Source organism: Frankia sp. R82, assembly GCF_023716925.1.
Lineage (GTDB): Bacteria > Actinomycetota > Actinomycetes > Frankiales > Frankiaceae > Frankia.
Genome location: NZ_JAMQQG010000045.1, coordinates 64,225 through 82,137, shown reverse-complemented (window position 1 = coordinate 82,137; position 17,913 = coordinate 64,225). Strand labels below are relative to the sequence as shown.

The window sequence follows — 17,913 nt, the reverse complement described above, 5'->3', positions numbered from 1 at the left end:
GGCGCACGCCCGGCTGAGGCGGGCGGTGGCCGCCGTGGTGGCCATGGCCGGTGCGGCGCAGCGCCGACGGGAAGGCGCGGGCGCCCGGGCCGAAGGCGCCGATCCGGTCCTCGGGATTGGAGATCCGACAGCGGCGCAGGGACAGACAGCCGCAGCCGATGCAGGCGTCGAGGCCGTCCCGCAGGGCGGAGAGCGCCTCGATCTCCTCGTCCAGTCGGGATCGCCAACGGCGCGAGATCACCGTCCAGTCCGCCTTGGTGGGGGTGCGGGACTCGGGTAGCGCGGCCAGTGCCGCGGCCACCTCCTCCAGGCTCAGGCCGACGGCGGTGGCCGCCCGGATGAACGCCAGCCGGCGCAGCACGTGCCGCTCGTATCGCCGCTGGCCACCGCTGGTGCGGGTGGCCGTCAGCAGGCCCTGACGTTCGTAGTACCGCAGGGCGGACGGGGCGAAGCCACTACGCGCGGACAGGTCGCCGACGGTCAACAGATCGGTCGGTAGCATGGCGTCCAGTGTAAAGAAATGAAGTTGAGTTCAGGTTTAGGTTTTCGCGGACCAGGCGACGTCGAACCCGCCGCCAGGACGGGCCGCCGCCGGGGCTGATCGTCTTCGCCGACGCCGACGCCGACGCCCGCCGGCCAACCCGACGCCCGCGGCCGATCCGGCCACCGTCGGCTCGACTGGTAGGTGGCTCCCCTGCGTGCCCCCAGCCGGGGGATGCGGCCAGGGAGTGGTCCACGGGACGGTCGCACTGTGATCCGCGTTGCAGGGTCCGCACCGCTTGGCCCCACCCGGGTCGCATGGCGTGTCGCATCGGGGTCGTTGTCTTCGCGGGCGGTCGCGACCGGCTGCTTCGTCGAGCCGCCTTCTGATCCCAGAGTTATCGGACGACTTCCTGGAGCGATCATTCGAGGATGCTGTCGGGCCCGGCTCAGGCGCGCAGAATCTCCGGGGTGGTCCGCTCAGGCCCGCGTGCCTGCGTCCACCATGGCAGGCTGTCCAAGCGATGGACGACACCACGCATCGGCGGTTCAATCCGCTCACTGGTCGCTGGGTTCTGGTCTCGCCGGGGCGCGTGCGCCGCCCGTGGCACGGCGGCCGGGAGGTACCCGCCCCGCCGTCGCCGGCCGCCCATGATCCGCACTGCGACCTGTGCCCCGGTAACCGACGTGCCGGTGGTGGCCGCAACCCCGACTACCGCGGGACGTACGTCTTCACCAACGACTTCCCCGCCCTGCAACCCGTCCCCGACCTCGCCGCAGAGGTTCCCTCCTCCGCAGAGGTTCCCTCCTCGACCTCCGTAGGGGTTCCCTCTTCGGTGCAGGCCGTCTCCTCCGCCCCGCAGGCCGCCCCCAGCGCCGCCGCCGACCTCACGTCCCCGGTAGACCGCGCCCCCGAGGCCGGCTGCGCTGCGGCGACGACCGCTACCGTCAGGACCGACACCACCGCCGAGGCGGGCAGCCTCGCCGAGGTCGAGCCCGCTGGTTCGGGGCTGTTGCGTAGCGCACCCGCGCACGGGACCTGCCGGGTCATCTGCTTCGGGCCCGACCACGGCCGGGGACTCGTCGACATGTCCCACGCCGAGGTGCGCGCCGTCGTCGACACCTGGGCAGAGCAGGACGCCGAGCTGTCCCGCCGGTGGCGCTGGGTGCAGATTTTCGAGAACCGCGGGACGGCGATGGGCGCGTCGAACCCGCATCCGCACGGCCAGGTCTGGGCCTGCGACGCCCTGCCCGACGAGGCCGCCGTCGAGGACACCCACCAGCGTGAGCACTTCGCCCAGGCCGGCAGGTCACTGTTGCTGGACTACGTCCGCGCCGAGACGACCGCGGACGAGCGGATCGTCCTGGACGAGGAGGACTGGCTGGTCGTCGTCCCCTACTGGGCGATGTGGCCGTTCGAGACGCTGCTGCTGCCGCGCCGCCCGGTCACCCGTCTCGCCGACCTGGACGACACCCAGCGCAGCGGCCTCGCCCATGTGCTCGGTCGGCTGCTCACCGGCTACGACGCCTTGTTCGACTATCCCTTCCCCTTCTCCATGGGATGGCACGGTGCCCCTGGCCCGCATCCCGCCCCGTCCCAGGTGGTCGGCGTGGCACGACCCGAGGCCGTGTGGCAGCTACACGCACACGTCTACCCGCCGCTGCTGCGCTCGCCGACCATCCGCAAGCATGTCGTCGGCTATGAGATGTTCGCCGAGCGCCAGCGCGACCTGACGCCTGAGGACGCCGCAGCCCGGTTGCGCACGGTGATGTCGGCCTCCTGGGACAGCGCCGTCACCCTCCCGCCGTCCGGTCTCACGATGGCGCAGGTCGCCGCGCTGTCGAATGCCACTCCCGGCCCCCTGCGCCTACCGTGACGCCGCACCCTCTCGTCGTCGCGTTCTGACCATTCTGGGGGATGGGGCGAACGGCACGACGGCCTGCTTCCGATGACCACACCACCGAGGAATCCCGCGCCGACGCCGGACCTGCCGAGGCCTGGTGAAGGATCCAGGGCCTCGTTTCTTCACCAGGCCTCGGCAAGATGCGATCAATTCTCGTCGGCGGTCGGCGGTCGGCGGTCGGCGGTCGGCGGTCGGCGGTCGGCGTTGGCAGGGCCGTCGGCGTCGGCGCGTGACGTCCGAAATCGGCTCGAGGTTTACTTCGGGACGCAGACCTCGAGGAACTTCGTGCGGTCTGTCCAAAACTGGCCGTCACGCCATCGGTGTGACACTCCTGGTCGGGTCAATGGACATCGAGTTGCTTTCCGGCCGTGTTCGGGGGCGGCGTTACGGAAAATCGCGGTTGCCGGGTCTTTCTCGGGGAGCTGTGGAGGGTTGTTCGGGAAACAGGCCTCTCGGCGTCCCGAACAAACCTTCACCTGAGGTCGATCGGCTTGGTTCCGTTACGTTTTTGGTTACCGGGCGTGAGTGTTGGCCCGGCTGGGGCTGGCATGGATTGGTGGGACGAGGCGGGACGGGTGGAGTTGAGATGACGCAGAGGTCGGGTTGGGTGGTCGGAGTGCTTGGGGTGCACCTGGAAGGTGGTCCTGGGGCGGGTGGGCGGGCGTCCGCGGGTGGAGCGCAGACGGCACGGATGGGCACGCTCGGTCGGGTGACCTGGAGGGGCGAGGCATCATGAATCGTCCTTCGGTGTGCTGTTCTAGCCCGTATAGGAGTTCTTGAGGCGAAGCGGCTAACATTGCCGCTCTGACCGGGCGGAGACGAGGAGTTGAGACGCCAGTGTCCGTGCGGGGTGGGGTGCGCGGCCGGGGCTGGGGTGGCAACTGGGGTCGAGGTGGCGACGGGGGTCGGCCTGGGCGGCGAGGCCGTCTTGCCCGGGGGATCGTGCTTGCCCTTGCGGTTGTGGCCAGCCTCGTCGGGGTCGTCATGGCGACCGTGTCGTCGGCCTCGTCCGCGTCGACCGGCTCGGCGCTGGTCGCCCCCGAGCCGCTCGACGCCGGCTCGTCGGCCGCCGTCGCAGCCACGCCGGTCGGCGCCGGTACCTCCGGCGCGTCCCCGGCAGTGCGTACCCCCGTCGCCGCATCGCGATCCACCCCCACCAGCCCGTCCGATTCCCGGACGGCTACCGGCTCCGGTGCGTCACCCGCCGCCGGGACGTCATCCGCCGCCGTGGCGCCGCCAGGAACCGGGTCGTCCTCATCCAGCGGAAAGCCGGCGAGCGCGACCCCGGGCGGCGCGTCCCCGGCAGGTGCGACCGCGGCAGGTGCGACCGCATACGGGCGGGACTCGGTGCACCGGTTGGCGTCCGGGCGGACGTACGAGCTGCACAGCGACATCAGGGTCACGCCGGCCTACCGGGGCAGCGCACGACCCTTGGTGATCATGTTGCACGGGCTGCTGAACAACGCCGATCTGCTGCGGCAGGCCTCGAGTGCCGACAGTTTCGCCGACGCCCACGACTTCGCGGTCGCGTACGGGGTCGGCGTCCATGAGGCGTGGAACGCCGGTGGATGCTGTGGGAATGTGACAACCGACGATGTCGCGTATGTCCGGCAGATCGTTGCCGATGTCGCCCGGTTCACCCCGGTTGACCGGTCCCGGGTCTACGTCTGGGGCTTTTCCAACGGCGGGATGCTCGCCGCCCGCATCGCCTGCGAGGCTCCGGATCTGGTCGCGGCAGTCGGGATGGTCGGCGGTCAGGCGCTGGTGTCCTGCCCCGACGTACCGGTGAACATGGTGCATATCCACGGGACGGCCGACGCGACCGTGCCCTGGCGTGGTGGCTGGTCCGACTATCTGACGATGTTCCTGCCCGACGGCGAGACCGAGGCCTCCCACTTCGCGCCGGGCTCGACGATCCGCCACGTCCTGTGGGACGGCGGGCACACCTGGCCCTGGTGGTCGGTCGGTGCCCTGTGGGACTTCTGCGCGCCGTTCTCCCTGGACGCCACGGCGGCCGCGACTGCCACGGCGCCATCTGCGGCTCCCCCCGCCGACGGCTCGGCCGTCGGCTCGGTGATCGGCTCGGCCGTCGGAGTCGAACCCGCCGGCAGGGCACCTGGCCGCTAGGCCGCGGTCTGTGGGCGTTTCCGGTTGCGGTCGGGTGCTGGGGGTGGTTGCGGGCACCTCGTCCGGGATGGTGGGCGGCCACCCGTCACCGGCCACCCGTCACCGGCGACCGGTATGACACACCGTGACCAAGATGACTCCGCAAGGCGGGGCAATCTCGGACGTGTCGATCAATGTGTTCCTTCAACCGGGGTGATCGCGCAATTTCGTCTGCTTCATCCTGGTAGAAGGAGCCATCCGCCGGCCACCGACCAGCCACAGCCACAGCCACCAGCACAGACAACGCACCAGGTCAGGTCGGTGGTTGGTGGGCAGTGCCAGCCACGGGGAAGGGCGGGGCGGTGAGGGGCTTGGCTCGGGCGCCGGTGACGGCGCGATGGGCGGCGGTGAGTACAGCGGCGCGGGCATCCGGGGCGGGAAGGTCGAACAGATCGACGGAAACGACCTGGCCGAGCAGGCCCGGACGTGGGCATTCCGCGACGCGGAGGACGAGCAGTTTCCGCAGCGCACCGGTCGGGTCGGCGCTCCAGGCGCCCTGCCATTCGGCCTGGCCGTAGACAGAACGGGTATAGGCGTCGGAGAGCACCGCGATGGTGCGGGTGGCCCGGCGCACGCCGTTGTGCATGCTGACCACCCAGTTTGACCCGGGGGTGAAGTCCCACGCCTGGACGAGAACCCGATAGCCGGTCTCCTCGAGCACCCAGGAGATCCACTCCGCCCACTGCCGATCCGCCTGGGTGTAGGAGACGAAGAAGTCCCACTGACCGCCGTTGTTCAGGCTGTTCCCGCCGCCCCCGATCGCCATCGTTTCAGTGTGCCATCCGTAGCCACCACTGCCATGTTTGTCTGCGGACACCTGACCCTGGATGCTGCCCGCGAACCCGGGCGACGGGCGGTCGGATATCGGAATGGGACCTCCTGTCGGGTTGCTGTGTCGACAACGGCCGATGATGCGCTCCACCCGCGGATCGTGGCCCGGGCTCACGCCTTCGCCGACCACCAGGCCGAGATCGAGCATGTCATTCCCGTCGTCGAGCTCGTCCGCACCTGAGGACGGTTCTCCGGGGGCAGGTCAGCCGAGCAGGGCGTCGATGGCGCGGTAGACGCGTTCCTCGGAGACGGGGTACGGGGTGCGCAGGTTCTGGGCGAACAGGCTCACCCGCAGTTCCTCGATCATCCAGCGGACCCGGCGGATCTCCTCGCTCGGCTCGCGCCCGGCGGGCACGGTGGCCAGCAGCTCCCGGTAGGCCTCGGTGGCCCGGCCCACCGTCGCGGTGTTGAGTCTGTCGCGGTTCGGGTCGCGGGGGAGCCGTTCGAGGCGACGTCCGATGGCGGTGAGATAGCGGGTGAGGTCGGGCAGGCGGTCGGCGCCGGTGTCGGTGACGAAACCGCGGTAGATCAGGCTGCCAAGGTGGGCGCGGATGTCCGCCACCGCGGGAGCGAACGTGCTGGCCCGCACCTCGCGCACGCTGACCTCGACCGTGTGCGCCAGGCCCAGCACCTCCTGCACCTCGCGGACCACGGTGAACGAGCCGTCCGGCAGGCCGGCGCGTACCGCGGTCAGCAGCGCGGTGAAACCGGCCTCGTCCCAGGCGGGGCCGCCGGCGGCGGCGATCAGCCGGTCGCAGGCGGCGCGCACACAGTCGTCGAGTAGATCGGCGGCGTCGCGGTGCGGGTTGTGGGACAGGGCGAGCTTCGCCGCGTTCGACAGCCGGCCGTTGAGCCCGCGGATCGGCGACGGCACACCGAGCAGCACCAGTCGCCGGGTGCCGGACCACATCGCGGTGCGCTGCTCGGACTCGGTGTCGGTGGCCCGGATGGCGACCGTGTCCCCCTCGTCGACCAGAGCGGGGAACCCGCGTACGACGTGGCCGCCGCGGTGGAGCTCCACCACTTTGGGCAGGGTGCCGATGCCGTCCCAGCTGCGCAAGCCACGGCGCTCGATGCCGTCGGCGGCCGCCGCCACCGCCGCCCGGGTCCGCGGGCGCAGCCGCGCCTTGATCGCGTCGAGGTCCTTGCCCTCGGCGAGCACCTCCCCGCGCGCGCCCTCCACGCGGAACGTCATCCGCAGATGGTCGGGGGCTGCGGTCAGCGTGAGCGCATCTCGCGGAATCTCCGGGCCACCCATCCGGCGCAGCTCGTGTTCGACGGCGACCGGCAGGGGCGTCCCGCTGGCCGGCGAGACGTGTTCGAGAATCGCCCGCGCGTAGTTCGGCGCCGGGACGAAACTGCGCCGCACCACCTTCGGCAGCGCCCGGATCAGCGCCGTCACCAGCTCCTCGCGCAGCCCTGGCACGCCCCAGCCGAACGGTTCGGCGTCGACCTGGTTGAGCACGGCGATCGGAATGTGCACGGTCACCCCGTCGGCGGCCGAGCCGGGCTCGAACTGGTAGGTCAGCGGCAGGGCGAGCGCGCCGATCTGCCAGACGTCCGGGTAGGCGTCCTCGGTGATGGTGCCGGCGCTGGCGGACACCAGCAGCGCCAACGTGAAGTCCAGCTGGCGCGGATCCTCCCGGCGGGCCCGGCGCCACCAGGCGTCGAAATGGCGCACGGAGACGATGTCGGCGGGGATCCGCTCGGCGTAGAAGGCGAACAGCGTCTCGTCGTCGACGACGATGCCGCGCCGACGGGCCCGATGCTCGAGTTCCTCGGCGTCGGCGAGCATCCGCTGGTTGTGCGCGAAGAACTCGTGCCGGGTCTGCCAGTCGCCCTCGACCAGCGCATGGCGGATGAACATCTCCCGGCACAGCACCGGGTCGATCTGGCTGTACCGTACCGGGCGGCCGGTGACGATCGGCACCCCGTACAGCGTCACCCGCTCGTCGGCGAGCACCGCCCCCTGCCGCCGGGACCAGTGCGGTTCGCCGTAGGTGCGGCGCACCAGATGCCCGGCCAGGGGCTCCACCCAGTCCGGGTCGATGCGCGCCGCGGTCCGTCCCCACAGTCGGGACGTCTCCACCAGCTCCGCCGCCATCACCCAGGTCGGCGGACCGGACGGCCGCTGCTGGCGGCCCTTCTCGCTCGACTGCCCCTTGTCGTCCGACTCCTGCTGCTGCGCCCCGACGGCGACGCGGGCGCCCCGGCGGGCCAGCGCCGAACCCGGCCACAGCATGAACCGTCCACCGCGGGCACCGGCGTAGTCGCGGCGCTCCGGGTCGTACCGGCCCAGATGCGAGAGCATGCCGGTGAGCAGCGCCCGGTGCACCGCCGCGGGATCGGCCGCCGGCCCGTCCGGATCCCCGAGGTTCAGTTTCAGCCCCCGGGCGACCGCGGCCAGCTGCCCGTGGACGTCCTGCCACTCGCGGACCCGCAGGTAGTTCAGGAACTCGGTGCGACACATCCGCCGGAACTGGTTCGCCGAGCGTTCCCCGCGGGCGTCACGCAGATAGCGCCACAGGTTCAGATAGGCGAGGAAGTCCGACGTGGGATCGGCGAAGCGGGCGTGCCGTTCGTCGGCCGCCTGCTGATGTTCCACCGGCCGTTCCCGCGGATCCTGGATGGCCAGGGCCGACGCGATCACCAGCACCTCGCGCAGGCAGCCCTGCTCGTCACCGGCCAGCACCATCCGGGCCAGCCGCGGATCCACCGGGATCTGCGCGAGGCGCCGCCCCACCGCGGTCAGCTGCCGCCGTCCCGGTGCTCCTGGCTCCGGCCGTCCCTGCGCCGCCGGCTCCTGTCGGGCTTCGGCCGCGACGGTGGTCTCGGGCCGGCCGGGCTCGCGTTCCGGGCCGGGTTCGGCGGTCGGGACGGCGAAGGCGCCGAGTTCGGTGAGCAGCAGCTCGCCGTCGTGGATCTGCCGGGAGTCCGGTGGGTCGAGGAAACCGAACGTGGCCACGTCACCGAGACCGAGATCGGCCATCCGCAGCAGCACCGATGCCAGGTTCGTCCGCAGGATCTCCGGGTCGGTGAACGCCGGGCGTGCCTCGAAGTCCGGCTCGCTGTACAACCGGATGCAGATGCCGTCCGCGGTGCGTCCGCAGCGGCCCTTGCGCTGGTTCGCCGACGCCTGCGACACCGGTTCGATCGGCAGTCGCTGGACCTTCGTACGCGCGCTGTACCGGGAGATCCGCGCGGTGCCGGGGTCGATGACGTACCTGATGCCGGGCACCGTCAACGAGGTCTCCGCGACGTTCGTCGCGAGCACCACCCGTCGTCCGGTGTGCGGCTCGAACACCCGATGCTGCTCGCCGGCGGACAACCGGGCATACAACGGCACGATCTCGGTGTGTGGACGGTCCTGCCGGGCGAGCGCCTCGGCCGTGTCGCGGATCTCCCGCTCCCCGGACAGGAACACCAGGATGTCGCCCGGACCCTCGGCGAACAGCTCGTCCACCGCGTCACAGATCGCCTGCGTCTGATCCCGTTCCGGTGCCTCCCGGCGGCCCGCCTCGGCCCCGCGACCCGCCTCGGCCCCGCGGCCCCCGTCGGAGCGGCGTCTGCCCACCGACGCGCGGACGCCGCGCTCGGCGGCATCGAGATCGTCCGGATCGTCGCCACCGGCGCCGTCGACGTCGGTCTCGCCGTCCGGGTCGAGATCTGGGAGCAGGGGGCGGTAGCGGACCTCGACCGGGAAGGTCCGCCCGGAGACCTCGATGACCGGGGCACCGCCGAAGTGGGCGGAGAACCGGTCCGTCTCGATCGTCGCCGACGTGATGATGATCTTCAGATCCGGCCGGCGCGGCAGCAGCGAGCGTAGATAACCGAGGATGAAGTCGATGTTGAGGCTGCGCTCGTGCGCCTCGTCGATGATGAGGGTGTCATAGCGGCGCAGGGCACGGTCCGAGGAGATCTCGGCGAGCAGGATGCCGTCCGTCATCAGCTTGACGAGGGTGTCGTCGTGGACCTGGTCGGTAAACCGGGTCTGGTAGCCGACGACCCCACTGCCGGCAGACGGTGCGGGGGTGCCGAGTTCCTCGGCGATCCGGTCGGCCACGGTACGCGCGGCGATCCGTCTCGGCTGGGTGTGCCCGATCATCCCGCGCACGCCGCGGCCGAGTTCCAGGCAGATCTTCGGCAGCTGGGTGGTCTTCCCCGAACCCGTCTCCCCGGCGACGATGACCACCTGATGGTCGCGGATCGCCGCGAGGATCTCGTCTCGGCGCTGTGTCACCGGCAGGGCCTCGGGGTAGCTGATCGCCGGCACGCGCTGCCGGCGACGCTCGACCCGGCTGGCGGCCTGTTCCGCCTCGGCGGCGATCGCGGCCAGCGCCCGCTTACGGGCCGCGGCATCCCGTGTGCGCCGGCTGTCGGCGAGGCGCCGGCCCAGCCGGTGCGCGTCCCGTGGCGCAAGCTCGGCCAACCGGGCCGTCAGCTCCACCACCCGCACCGGCGGCGGGGTGCCCGACGCCAGCCGATCGGACTCGGACGGTGCTGGACTCGCGGCTGCGGTCGCTGCCGAGCCGCTGGATGGGGGACCGGAGGACGAAGAATTCACGGACGGTCCCTCCTCACGCCCTCCAGCCTAGGGCATCACGGGCACCGGCCGGCCCACCGCGCGGCCGATCTCGCCGCCGACTCCGGGACCGTCCGCAGCTGTCCGCCTGCTCGTCCGACGGACCGGCCTTCGGCCTGGCTGTGGATGCCCGTCGAGCGGACCACAGCGGGAGCATGGTTGTCGCGAACGTATCCCCGCGGACGCCACCGGCTGCGGTCGGGTTGTAACCTCCGAGGAGATTTCCGGGTGGAAACCCCGGTCTGATGGTGTCGGAAGGTGACGAGACGGTCACGAATGTTTGGGGCTTCGGCCTCGTCGGGGGACAGTCGTGCGGCCGAGCCGTCCGTCGGCTTCGCTGACCTGCGCGGTCACCGGCCGGCTGCCCGATGCCGCCGGCGACCGGTCGGCCAGCCAGGGTTCCACCGGCGGGGCGTCCGGCCCGGGTCGCCACCGACATCCGAACCACGGCGGCGATGACCGCGGCGGCGAGGACCCTCGCGGCGATGACCATGGCGGGACAGGGCGCGGGGACGGCGTGGGCGGCGCCGTCGGCATGACCGAGACCGCGTTCGGCGCGGCAACGTTGGAGCTGGGGCGGGCGTCGGCCGAGGTCGGGCGGGCACACCGGGCGCTCGACCGGGTCATGACCAGCGTGCTGGTCGCACTGCGGGCCGTCGCGCTCGTGCTCACCGTGTTCTACCTGGTCGCCTGGGACTGGTATCGCGATCATCCGGTGGCCGCGGGTGTCCTGTGCCTCACCGCGGTCTGGCATGTGGTGTTCTGCCTGGTGGGGTTGCGACGCGGGGTCGGGCCGGTCCTGGCCGCGGTCGGTGCCGCGATCGCGCTGCCGCTCGGGGTCGCCGCCGGATCCCTGCTGCCGGACCAGTCGATCGGCGACAGCGGGAACTTCGTGTTCCTGGCCGTCGTCAACGCCTCCGTCGCCGCGGTCTGGGCCTTTCCGCGCCGGGTCGCCGGCGCGACGCTGCTGCTGCTCGCGGCCGGCGTCCTGATCGGTGGCTGGGGCCACAGCCCGCAGGTCTTCACACAGACGTTGCTGCTGCTCGCGGCGCCGGGGCTGCTGGGGATGTCGATCGGCCGGCTGCGCCAGATCGCCCGCACGGCCGACCGGCGCTGGGCGAACGTCGTCGCGCGCCATCGCGCCGAGGCGATCGTGTTCGCGGTCGCCCGGGATCGGCGCGAACGTGAGCGTGTCATCCATGACACGGTGCTCAACACGCTGACCGGTCTGGCCTGGGGCGGCGGGCGGGACGCGGCGCTCGCCCGGCGCCGCTGCGCGCACAGCCTCGCCGCCGTGCAGGATCTGCTGGACCCGGCCGCCGACGCCGGTCCGGCCCTGGCCGAGCGGCTCGCCGAGGTCGTTGCGGAGGCAACCGGGCGCGGCCTGGTGGTCGATGTCGTCGACCGGCTGCACCCCGCCGCCGCGGCTGAGGTCGACGGCGGGGCCGGAGGGCAGACATGGAACGAGCCACCAGGGGTGGTCGGCTCGGCGTTCGCCGGGGCGGTCCGGGAGGCGCTGGCGAACATCGAACGTCACTCCGGGTCCAGCCACGCCTGGGTGGTTCTGGACGGCGGCCCGGACGAGATCACCGTGCAGGTGCGCGACATCGGCCGGGGCTTCGAGCCGGACCTGGCCGACTCCGGGCGACTCGGACTGCGCCGTTCGGTCATCGGCCGGATCGAGGATGTCGCCGGCACCGCGGACATCACGTCGGCGCCCGGGCGCGGCACGACGGTCGAGCTGCGCTGGCGCACCCCGCGCATCGTGCCCACCGCGGACGGTGTGCCGTCCGCGCGCGTCGCCTGGCCCGCCGGCATCAAAACGGCCCTTGGCCGCTGGCCGGGTGCCGCCGGTGGGTCAGCGGCCACTGGTGGGCCGGATGCCGCCGGTGGGCGTCATGACGGGTTGGTGCCGGATCGGCGCAACGTGGCCGCGATCGCCGCCGACCTCGGGGCCGCGTACTCGGCAGGGCTACGCCGAGCGGTCGGACACGTCGCCGCCGCCTGGCTGATGCTCATGCTCGCGCCGCTGCTCGATACCCTGCACTGGGTCCGGGAACCGCTGGTCGCGGTGGTGCTGTGGGTGGCACTCGCGGTGGTCGTCGCCACCGCCGGGAGGCTGGTTCGCCGCCGGCCGCTGTCCGGACGCGAGGTGCTGCTGCTGCTTGCGATCGCCGCCGGGACCGTGGTGGTGGGTGCGCGCAACACCGTCGGCGCCGACATCGTGCGCATCGCCGACTGGCCGCTGCTGATGCTGGCGCTGCTGCTCGCGTTCGTCACCGCATCCCGTCCGGCCCGGGAATGGACCGCCGCGCTGGCCGGTGCGGTCGTGCTGGTCACCGGCCTGGTGCTGGCCCGTGACGGGGGCAATCCGCTGGTGGTCGCCCGGCTGGGCTCGATCATCTACGGCTGCTGCGCGGTGCAGATCATCACGGCGATGCTGGGTCCGCTCCTGCGCCGGACCGGCCTGGACACCGCGCACATCCTGGCCGCCGAGGCCGAGGTCGCCGCGAACGCCGACTCCTCGGCCATGATCCGTCGGGAGCGCCTCGCCTGGTTGGGCACGGTCGAACGGGACGTCCTGCCGCTGCTCGCCGACGTCGCCGACGGACGACGCGACCCGGCAACCGCCGGGGTACGCAGCGCCAGCGCGGCCCGCGCGGCGGGCATCCGCCGGATGCTCACCGGTGGCGGGCCGTCCTCGGCACTGGCCGATCTTGATCCGGTGCTCGCCGACGCCGAGAGCGCCGGAATCAGCGTCGAGATCCAGCGGTCAGGAGATCTTCGTACCGCTCCCGGGCCGGTGCGTGCGGCGCTGGCCGACCGGGTCGGCGAGGTACTCGCGACCGCCGGAAGCGGCCGGGCGATCGTCACGGTGATGTGGTCGCCCGCCGGTGGCAGCGTCTACGTCACCATGCCCTGGCCGGACGAGCTGGCCCTGCCCGACGCGGTCCTCGGCACCGCCGCGACCGCCCCCATCCCGACCAGTGACGACGCCCCCCTTCGGGCAGCCGATACGTCGGCGCGCGCTGCGGACGCGGCCACTCGCGAGGGGGACGCGACCGCTCGAGTGGGGGACGAGGCCCTGCGCGTCGGGGTGGAGGCGGAGGTGGATGACCACTGGTTGAGCCTCGAGCTCACCTGGCCCTGCGTGCCACCGGACGGTGGCGCGGCAGCTGGCCGGACTCCCCGGCGCCTGACGTCGGATCCCGGCCCGGGAGCCTGATCCCCGGTGCCCGGCTCGTGGACCCGCCCCCCGAGGTCGGATCCCGTGGCTCCCGAACCTCGCCTCGGGGGCGCGGCTGCGTCCTACAGGCTGGCGACGATCTGGCGCAGCAGGTCGGGCGTCTCGGCCGGAGTGGTGCTGTCGACGCTGAGGCGGTTGTAGACCTCCATGTACCGGTCGACCTCCTCGCGCTTGTCGAGGTAGGACGAACCGGTGAGCTGCTCGAGGTAGACGACGTCAGGCAGGTCCATCTCCGGGAAGCGCAGGATGGTGAAGGCGCCTCCTTCGGCCGCATGGCCGCCGAAGGAGAACGGCATGACCTGCAGCGTGAGGTTCGGCAGCTCACCGAGTTCGATCAGGTGCTCGATCTGGCCGCGCATCACCTTCGGACCGCCGATCGGCCGATGCAGCGCCGCCTCGTCGACCACCACCCACAACCGCGGGGGATTTGGGCGGTACAGCAGCTTCTGTCGGTTCATCCGTACACTGACTCGTCGCTCGACGACATCACTCGGCAGCCCACTGCTACCACTGGTGATGATGGCGCGGGCGTAGTCCTCGCTCTGCAGCAGGCCCGGAATGAACTGCACCTCGTACGTACGGATTAGCTGGGCCGACTCTTCGAGGCCGACGTACGGCTGGAACCAGTTCGGGAGCACGTCATTGAAGTTCTGCCACCAGCCGGCCGAGTTCGCTTCCCGGACGAGGGCGAGCAAGGGCGCGCGATCGGCTTCCTCCGTGACCTGATAGAAGGTCAGGAGGTCGGCAACGTCGCGTTCTTTGAAGCTGACGCGGCCCAGCTCCATACGGCTGATCTTCGACTCCGACGCCCGGATGTGGTACCCGGCCGTCTCCCGGCTGATGCCCTTCTCCTCGCGAAGTCGACGGAGCTGGGAGCCGAGCAGGATCCGACGTACCGTCGGTCCACTTCCCGGCTGAGCTGTCGTCACGGTCGGCCCCCTCGCCATCGGTCAACGCAAGAGTATGACATCTGATCTTCTTGATCCGGTTGCGTCTCTGGTTCTCATGCCTGATCGACGGTCGCTTGTTTAGCGTAGTGAGTGTTATTTGTATACTCGCTCACGGAGAGTATGTGAGACGGGTGTCCGTCGGCTGGGTCGGATGGCCCGATTGGTGCCGACGGGCGGGCGCGATCGTGGCGTGCTGTGATGCTGCCCATCCGTTCTGTTTCTCTGCAGCACATGAGCGCGGTGGAAGGCTGGCGTCCGGCCTGTTCATGCCACCGGAGTGGCCCCGCGTCGCCCGCCCTCACCTTCCGCCTCCGTTACTGTCCGAAACTGTCCGCGTACGTCTGTCTTTCGCGTCGCGTGCTTCCGCCTGGTCGTCCGCGTGTCGCCGCGGGTCCGTGTCCTGCCCGGTCGGGCTGGCGGCCCGCCGGGACTCCGCACGAGAGCGCGGCCCGCCGTCTGATTGCACCTGATGCCGCGGCGTAACGGGGATGCCCCCGGCACGCTCGGGTAGCCCGCCGCGGGCCGACTCCACGCCGCGATCGCCTCCGGCGGGCGCCTGGGAGGGCCGGCTCGGGTCGGAGTACCGCTCGCGGTGTGGTCCGTTGGACCTGTGGTGCAGGGTCGGCCGACCGGGGTGGTGGGTCAACCAGGTGCCTTGCAAGGGACGGTGTGGTGTGGCGCCGTTCTCCGTGGACCACTGGTGGGCGATCGTTGCGTTGACTGGCGTGATGTCGTGCCCGCGCTCGGTCCGATGCGCTGCCTGTGGGCGTCGAGCGGCGGTCGTGGATGGTCCAAACGTCCCGGTCTCCTGTGGGGCCCCCTGTTCGTGCCGTGCGCGGCCCGAATGCGGACATCCCCCGGCTGCATATACGCGTTTCCCCCAGCCGAAAGATCGGCTGCCCGGCTTCACCCCTTCTGGGGCGATACGAAGGGCTGGCGCGGTCGCGCGATTCCTCACTTTACGGATTTCGGTGGCGATTCGACGGCGGTTTGACCCACGGGCGCCCGCCTTCCGTCGCTCGTCGCCGTTCGCCGCTGCTCGTCGCCGTCCATCGCTGCTCGTCGCCGTCCGCGGCTCGCGGCGGTCCGCGGTCTGTGCCGCCCGGTGCGGCTCGACGGCTGTCGATGTCCTGCGCCCCCGATTCCCCATCTCTCTACGTAGTTCTTTGAGGTCATCTAGTAGTCATCTACCAATCTTCGTGGCTATCTGTGGTGATTTGGGATCCCGCCGTGTGGCATCTGCACGGCGCGATGCTTCCCGTCGATCGCACGTGAGGTTGTCGCACGCACACGCCTCCCGCATGATGCACGTGCACCCGACCGTGCTGTATCGTGAGCCGAAGTTCGTGCAGGCGCACACGCGGTGAGTTCGTGGGGTTGCAAGGGGGCATCCCGGCGCGGCGGCCGGCGGCCTGTCCGCAACAGCGGTGCGGCGGGGCGGACTGCGTGGGGTTAGGGCTCGCCGTCGTGCGCTGCCCTGGGCTTGGGGAGAAACGCATGAGCAAGATCTACAGCGGCATGCCGGCGACTGCGCTTGAGCGCGTGACCTGGCAGAAGAGCCGGCGGAGCAACTCCCAGGGCAACTGCGTCGAGATGGCGAAGCTGCCCGGCGACGAGGTGGCCGTGCGCAACTCCCGTCATCCCAACGGGCCCGCGCTCGTCTATACCCGGGCTGAGATCGAGGCTCTGATACTCGGGGCCAAGGACGGCGACTTCGACAACCTTCTCCAGTAGTCCGCGCCGCCATGTCCCTGCTGACTTCGGTTGTCCCCTCCAGACCGGCACGTGCCCACGCGGCCATGACGGCCCGTCCGAGCGGAGACAGCATGCCCCCGCCCGCCGCGGAACGGATCTTCAACTCCGGTGATCTTCCGTCGCTCTCGCTGCCCGGGGCGGACGGGCTGATTACCTGCCGGTGGCTGCGCGAGTCGCATGTCATCTCCGTCACCGGCGCCGTTACTGCCGTCACCGAGGCCGAGGGCCGGGCCACCGGCGTCCCGGCCAACCTCGGCCTCGGTGACGGTGATCTGAGCGCCGAACGCCGCCGTGCGCAGGTCGGCTTCATGCTCGTGGAGCCCGCGTGGCTGGTGCGGGCCGCGGCCGAGCGGGTCCGCGCGCCGGGGATCGACGCCGTCGTGCTGCACACCCACCCGAGCCCCCCGGGGCGCAGCGCCCTTGCACTTGCGTTCGCCTCGTACCTGCGCAACGTTCTGCGCCGACCGGCGACCGGAGTTGATCCGCGCCTGGCGAACAACGTCGTCACCTCCGGCCTGCGGCCGGACCTGCGCGGCTTCCACGACCTGGTCCGCGTACCCCATCTGGTGACGATCACGGACGGCACGGGCGCGGTGGCCGACACGATCGTCTGGGAGATCATGACCGGGTCCCAGTTCGACGCCTGGCTCGGCGGTGCCCCCCGGCCGGACCAGCAGGCCATCGAGGCGCATCTGCCCGGCCTGCTCCGGCTGCGCGGCCTGCAACGTCTGGGTCGCCTCGACCACCGGTTCGCCGGCGTGCTGGCGGACATTCCTGGCGGTGGCCCACTGACCACCCGGCTGATCCACTGCTTCCCTCGGCTGGTCCTTCCCCTGGCCGCCGCCGCCTGATCGGGCCGGGCCTGATCGGGCCGTCGTCGCGGGCCACCGGGCGGTGAGTCCACCCACACCGTCCCATCACCCGTCCGGGCCAGGGTCGGCCTGGTCGATCAGCTCGCGCCTGGGCCGATCGGGCCAGCCGGGTCCATCGGGGGGCCACCGTCCGTCGACGGACCCGGTGTCCGGCCTCGACGCAGCGGTGGCGGGGGCGTGCCGGTGGGGGCGCCCGAGCGGTGACCGCTGGCCCGTTGGAGCAGTACGGACCGTCCCGCGACCTGCCGGCGGAGCGGCCGCGGCGGACAGGTAACGATGTGATGGCATTATGTGATCGGGGTGGCGTGATCGTCCTGTGTGGACGCGGCGACGGCGTCCCGTCCGATCGGGCGGGGGCGGTGCGGCCGGTGCGGGGCTTTGTGTGTCCTTCCGTGTCTCGTCGCCCACAAGGGGAACCCGCGTACGCAACGGTTGTTGTGCGGCGCGCCTTCCACCACCGGACGGTCGTTGTGGGCCTATGGTCAGGCGCACCGGAACGCCGCTTTATGGGGAGAGTCGCGGATGACCGTATCGCTCGAGGACGCCCGTCGGATCATCGCCGCCGGGGAAAGGTATGCGATTCACCTCGGCCAACCGGTTAACATCGCCGTCGTCGATCACGCTGGGATTCTGGTGGCCCACGTACGGATGGACAACGCCCGGCTGCGGACCGCCGACATCTCGGTCGACCGGGCCTGTGCGGCGCGGGCGTCGGCGCTGCCAGCCGTGCCGGCGCGCCTGGTCCACCACGGCACTGACGAGGGCCCGGCCGAGTGGTCCGCGGGGGGCATGGACGCCGACCCGCCCGACACCGACTTCGAGGCCGATCTCGATTTCGACCGCGGCGGTGGCCACGGTCTGAGCGGTGCTCGCGGCGGTCATGATCGTGGCAGCCATGATCGCGGTGGGCGGGTGGTCGAGGGCGGGCTGGGCCGACACCGGGCGGTGTTCCCGCGGCCGGTCGGCTCCGGGCTCAACGGCGCCGTCCCGCTGTGGCGCGACGGCCTGGTCGTCGGGGCGGTGGGTGTCAGCGGCGGGCCGACCCCGCACGACGAGGCGATCGCCCGGGCGGCCGCCGCCGCGTTCTGAGCAATATCACACCTCACGAAATACCCGTCACCGCACC

10 protein-coding genes are annotated in these 17,913 nt (G+C 71.5%); 6 read left to right on the top strand and 4 right to left on the bottom strand.

All coding sequences use genetic code 11. The annotated features are described in order from the left end of the window. A partial coding sequence (gene soxR / locus ND747_RS11830; RefSeq protein ID WP_251733568.1) for a redox-sensitive transcriptional activator SoxR occupies positions 1 to 502 on the bottom strand: 502 nt, incomplete at its 3' end. Positions 503 to 1,004: 502 nt separating this feature from the next. Here soxR and galT point away from each other — a divergent pair. After that, positions 1,005 to 2,357 carry a galactose-1-phosphate uridylyltransferase gene (gene galT, locus ND747_RS11825; RefSeq protein ID WP_251733567.1) on the top strand — a complete coding sequence of 451 codons (1,353 nt, stop codon included), beginning with the start codon at positions 1,005 to 1,007 and terminating at the stop codon, positions 2,355 to 2,357. A 969-nt stretch (positions 2,358 to 3,326) separates the two neighbouring features. After that, on the top strand, positions 3,327 to 4,511 hold the full coding sequence (locus ND747_RS11820) for an alpha/beta fold hydrolase (RefSeq protein WP_251733566.1): 1,185 nt from the start codon (positions 3,327 to 3,329) through the stop codon (positions 4,509 to 4,511). 292 nt (positions 4,512 to 4,803) lie between these two features. Here the strand turns inward: ND747_RS11820 and ND747_RS11815 are convergent, their stop codons facing one another. Then, positions 4,804 to 5,316 (bottom strand): toll/interleukin-1 receptor domain-containing protein, encoded by a 513-nt coding sequence (locus ND747_RS11815; protein WP_251733565.1) that lies wholly within the window; start codon positions 5,314 to 5,316, stop codon positions 4,804 to 4,806. 267 nt (positions 5,317 to 5,583) lie between these two features. Beyond that, the gene (locus ND747_RS11810; protein WP_251733569.1) at positions 5,584 to 9,837 is read right to left on the bottom strand and encodes a DUF3418 domain-containing protein; all 4,254 of its coding nucleotides are present in this window, start codon (positions 9,835 to 9,837) and stop codon (positions 5,584 to 5,586) included. Between the two features lie 436 nt (positions 9,838 to 10,273). Here ND747_RS11810 and ND747_RS11805 point away from each other — a divergent pair, with 436 nt between their 5' ends. After that, positions 10,274 to 13,189: an ATP-binding protein gene (locus ND747_RS11805; protein WP_251733564.1), complete on the top strand. Its 2,916-nt coding sequence runs from the start codon at positions 10,274 to 10,276 to the stop codon at positions 13,187 to 13,189. A gap of 83 nt (positions 13,190 to 13,272) precedes the next feature. Here ND747_RS11805 and ND747_RS11800 read toward each other — a convergent pair whose 3' ends face one another. Next, positions 13,273 to 14,139: a helix-turn-helix transcriptional regulator gene (locus tag ND747_RS11800; RefSeq protein WP_251733563.1), complete on the bottom strand. Its 867-nt coding sequence runs from the start codon at positions 14,137 to 14,139 to the stop codon at positions 13,273 to 13,275. 1,518 nt (positions 14,140 to 15,657) lie between these two features. On the opposite strand from ND747_RS11800, the gene ND747_RS11795 reads away from it, so the two are divergent. From ND747_RS11795 to ND747_RS11785, 3 genes are all read left to right on the top strand, one after another. Then, on the top strand, positions 15,658 to 15,894 hold the full coding sequence (locus ND747_RS11795) for a DUF397 domain-containing protein (RefSeq protein WP_163547925.1): 237 nt from the start codon (positions 15,658 to 15,660) through the stop codon (positions 15,892 to 15,894). A 92-nt stretch (positions 15,895 to 15,986) separates the two neighbouring features. Beyond that, on the top strand, positions 15,987 to 16,766 hold the full coding sequence (locus ND747_RS11790) for a hypothetical protein (RefSeq protein WP_251733562.1): 780 nt from the start codon (positions 15,987 to 15,989) through the stop codon (positions 16,764 to 16,766). Between the two features lie 543 nt (positions 16,767 to 17,309). Beyond that, positions 17,310 to 17,876 carry a heme-binding protein gene (locus ND747_RS11785; protein ID WP_251733561.1) on the top strand — a complete coding sequence of 189 codons (567 nt, stop codon included), beginning with the start codon at positions 17,310 to 17,312 and terminating at the stop codon, positions 17,874 to 17,876. Positions 17,877 to 17,913 lie beyond the last annotated feature (37 nt).

What these genes read in the sequence shown, in the direction of transcription:
- ND747_RS11815 (WP_251733565.1), bottom strand. Translation starts at nt 5,316, where the DNA reads ATGGCGATCGGGGGCGGCGGGAACAGCCTGAACAACGGCGGTCAGTGG.
- galT (WP_251733567.1), top strand. Translation starts at nt 1,005, where the DNA reads ATGGACGACACCACGCATCGGCGGTTCAATCCGCTCACTGGTCGCTGG.
- ND747_RS11790 (WP_251733562.1), top strand. Translation starts at nt 15,987, where the DNA reads ATGCCCCCGCCCGCCGCGGAACGGATCTTCAACTCCGGTGATCTTCCG.
- ND747_RS11795 (WP_163547925.1), top strand. Translation starts at nt 15,658, where the DNA reads ATGAGCAAGATCTACAGCGGCATGCCGGCGACTGCGCTTGAGCGCGTG.
- ND747_RS11785 (WP_251733561.1), top strand. Translation starts at nt 17,310, where the DNA reads ATGACCGTATCGCTCGAGGACGCCCGTCGGATCATCGCCGCCGGGGAA.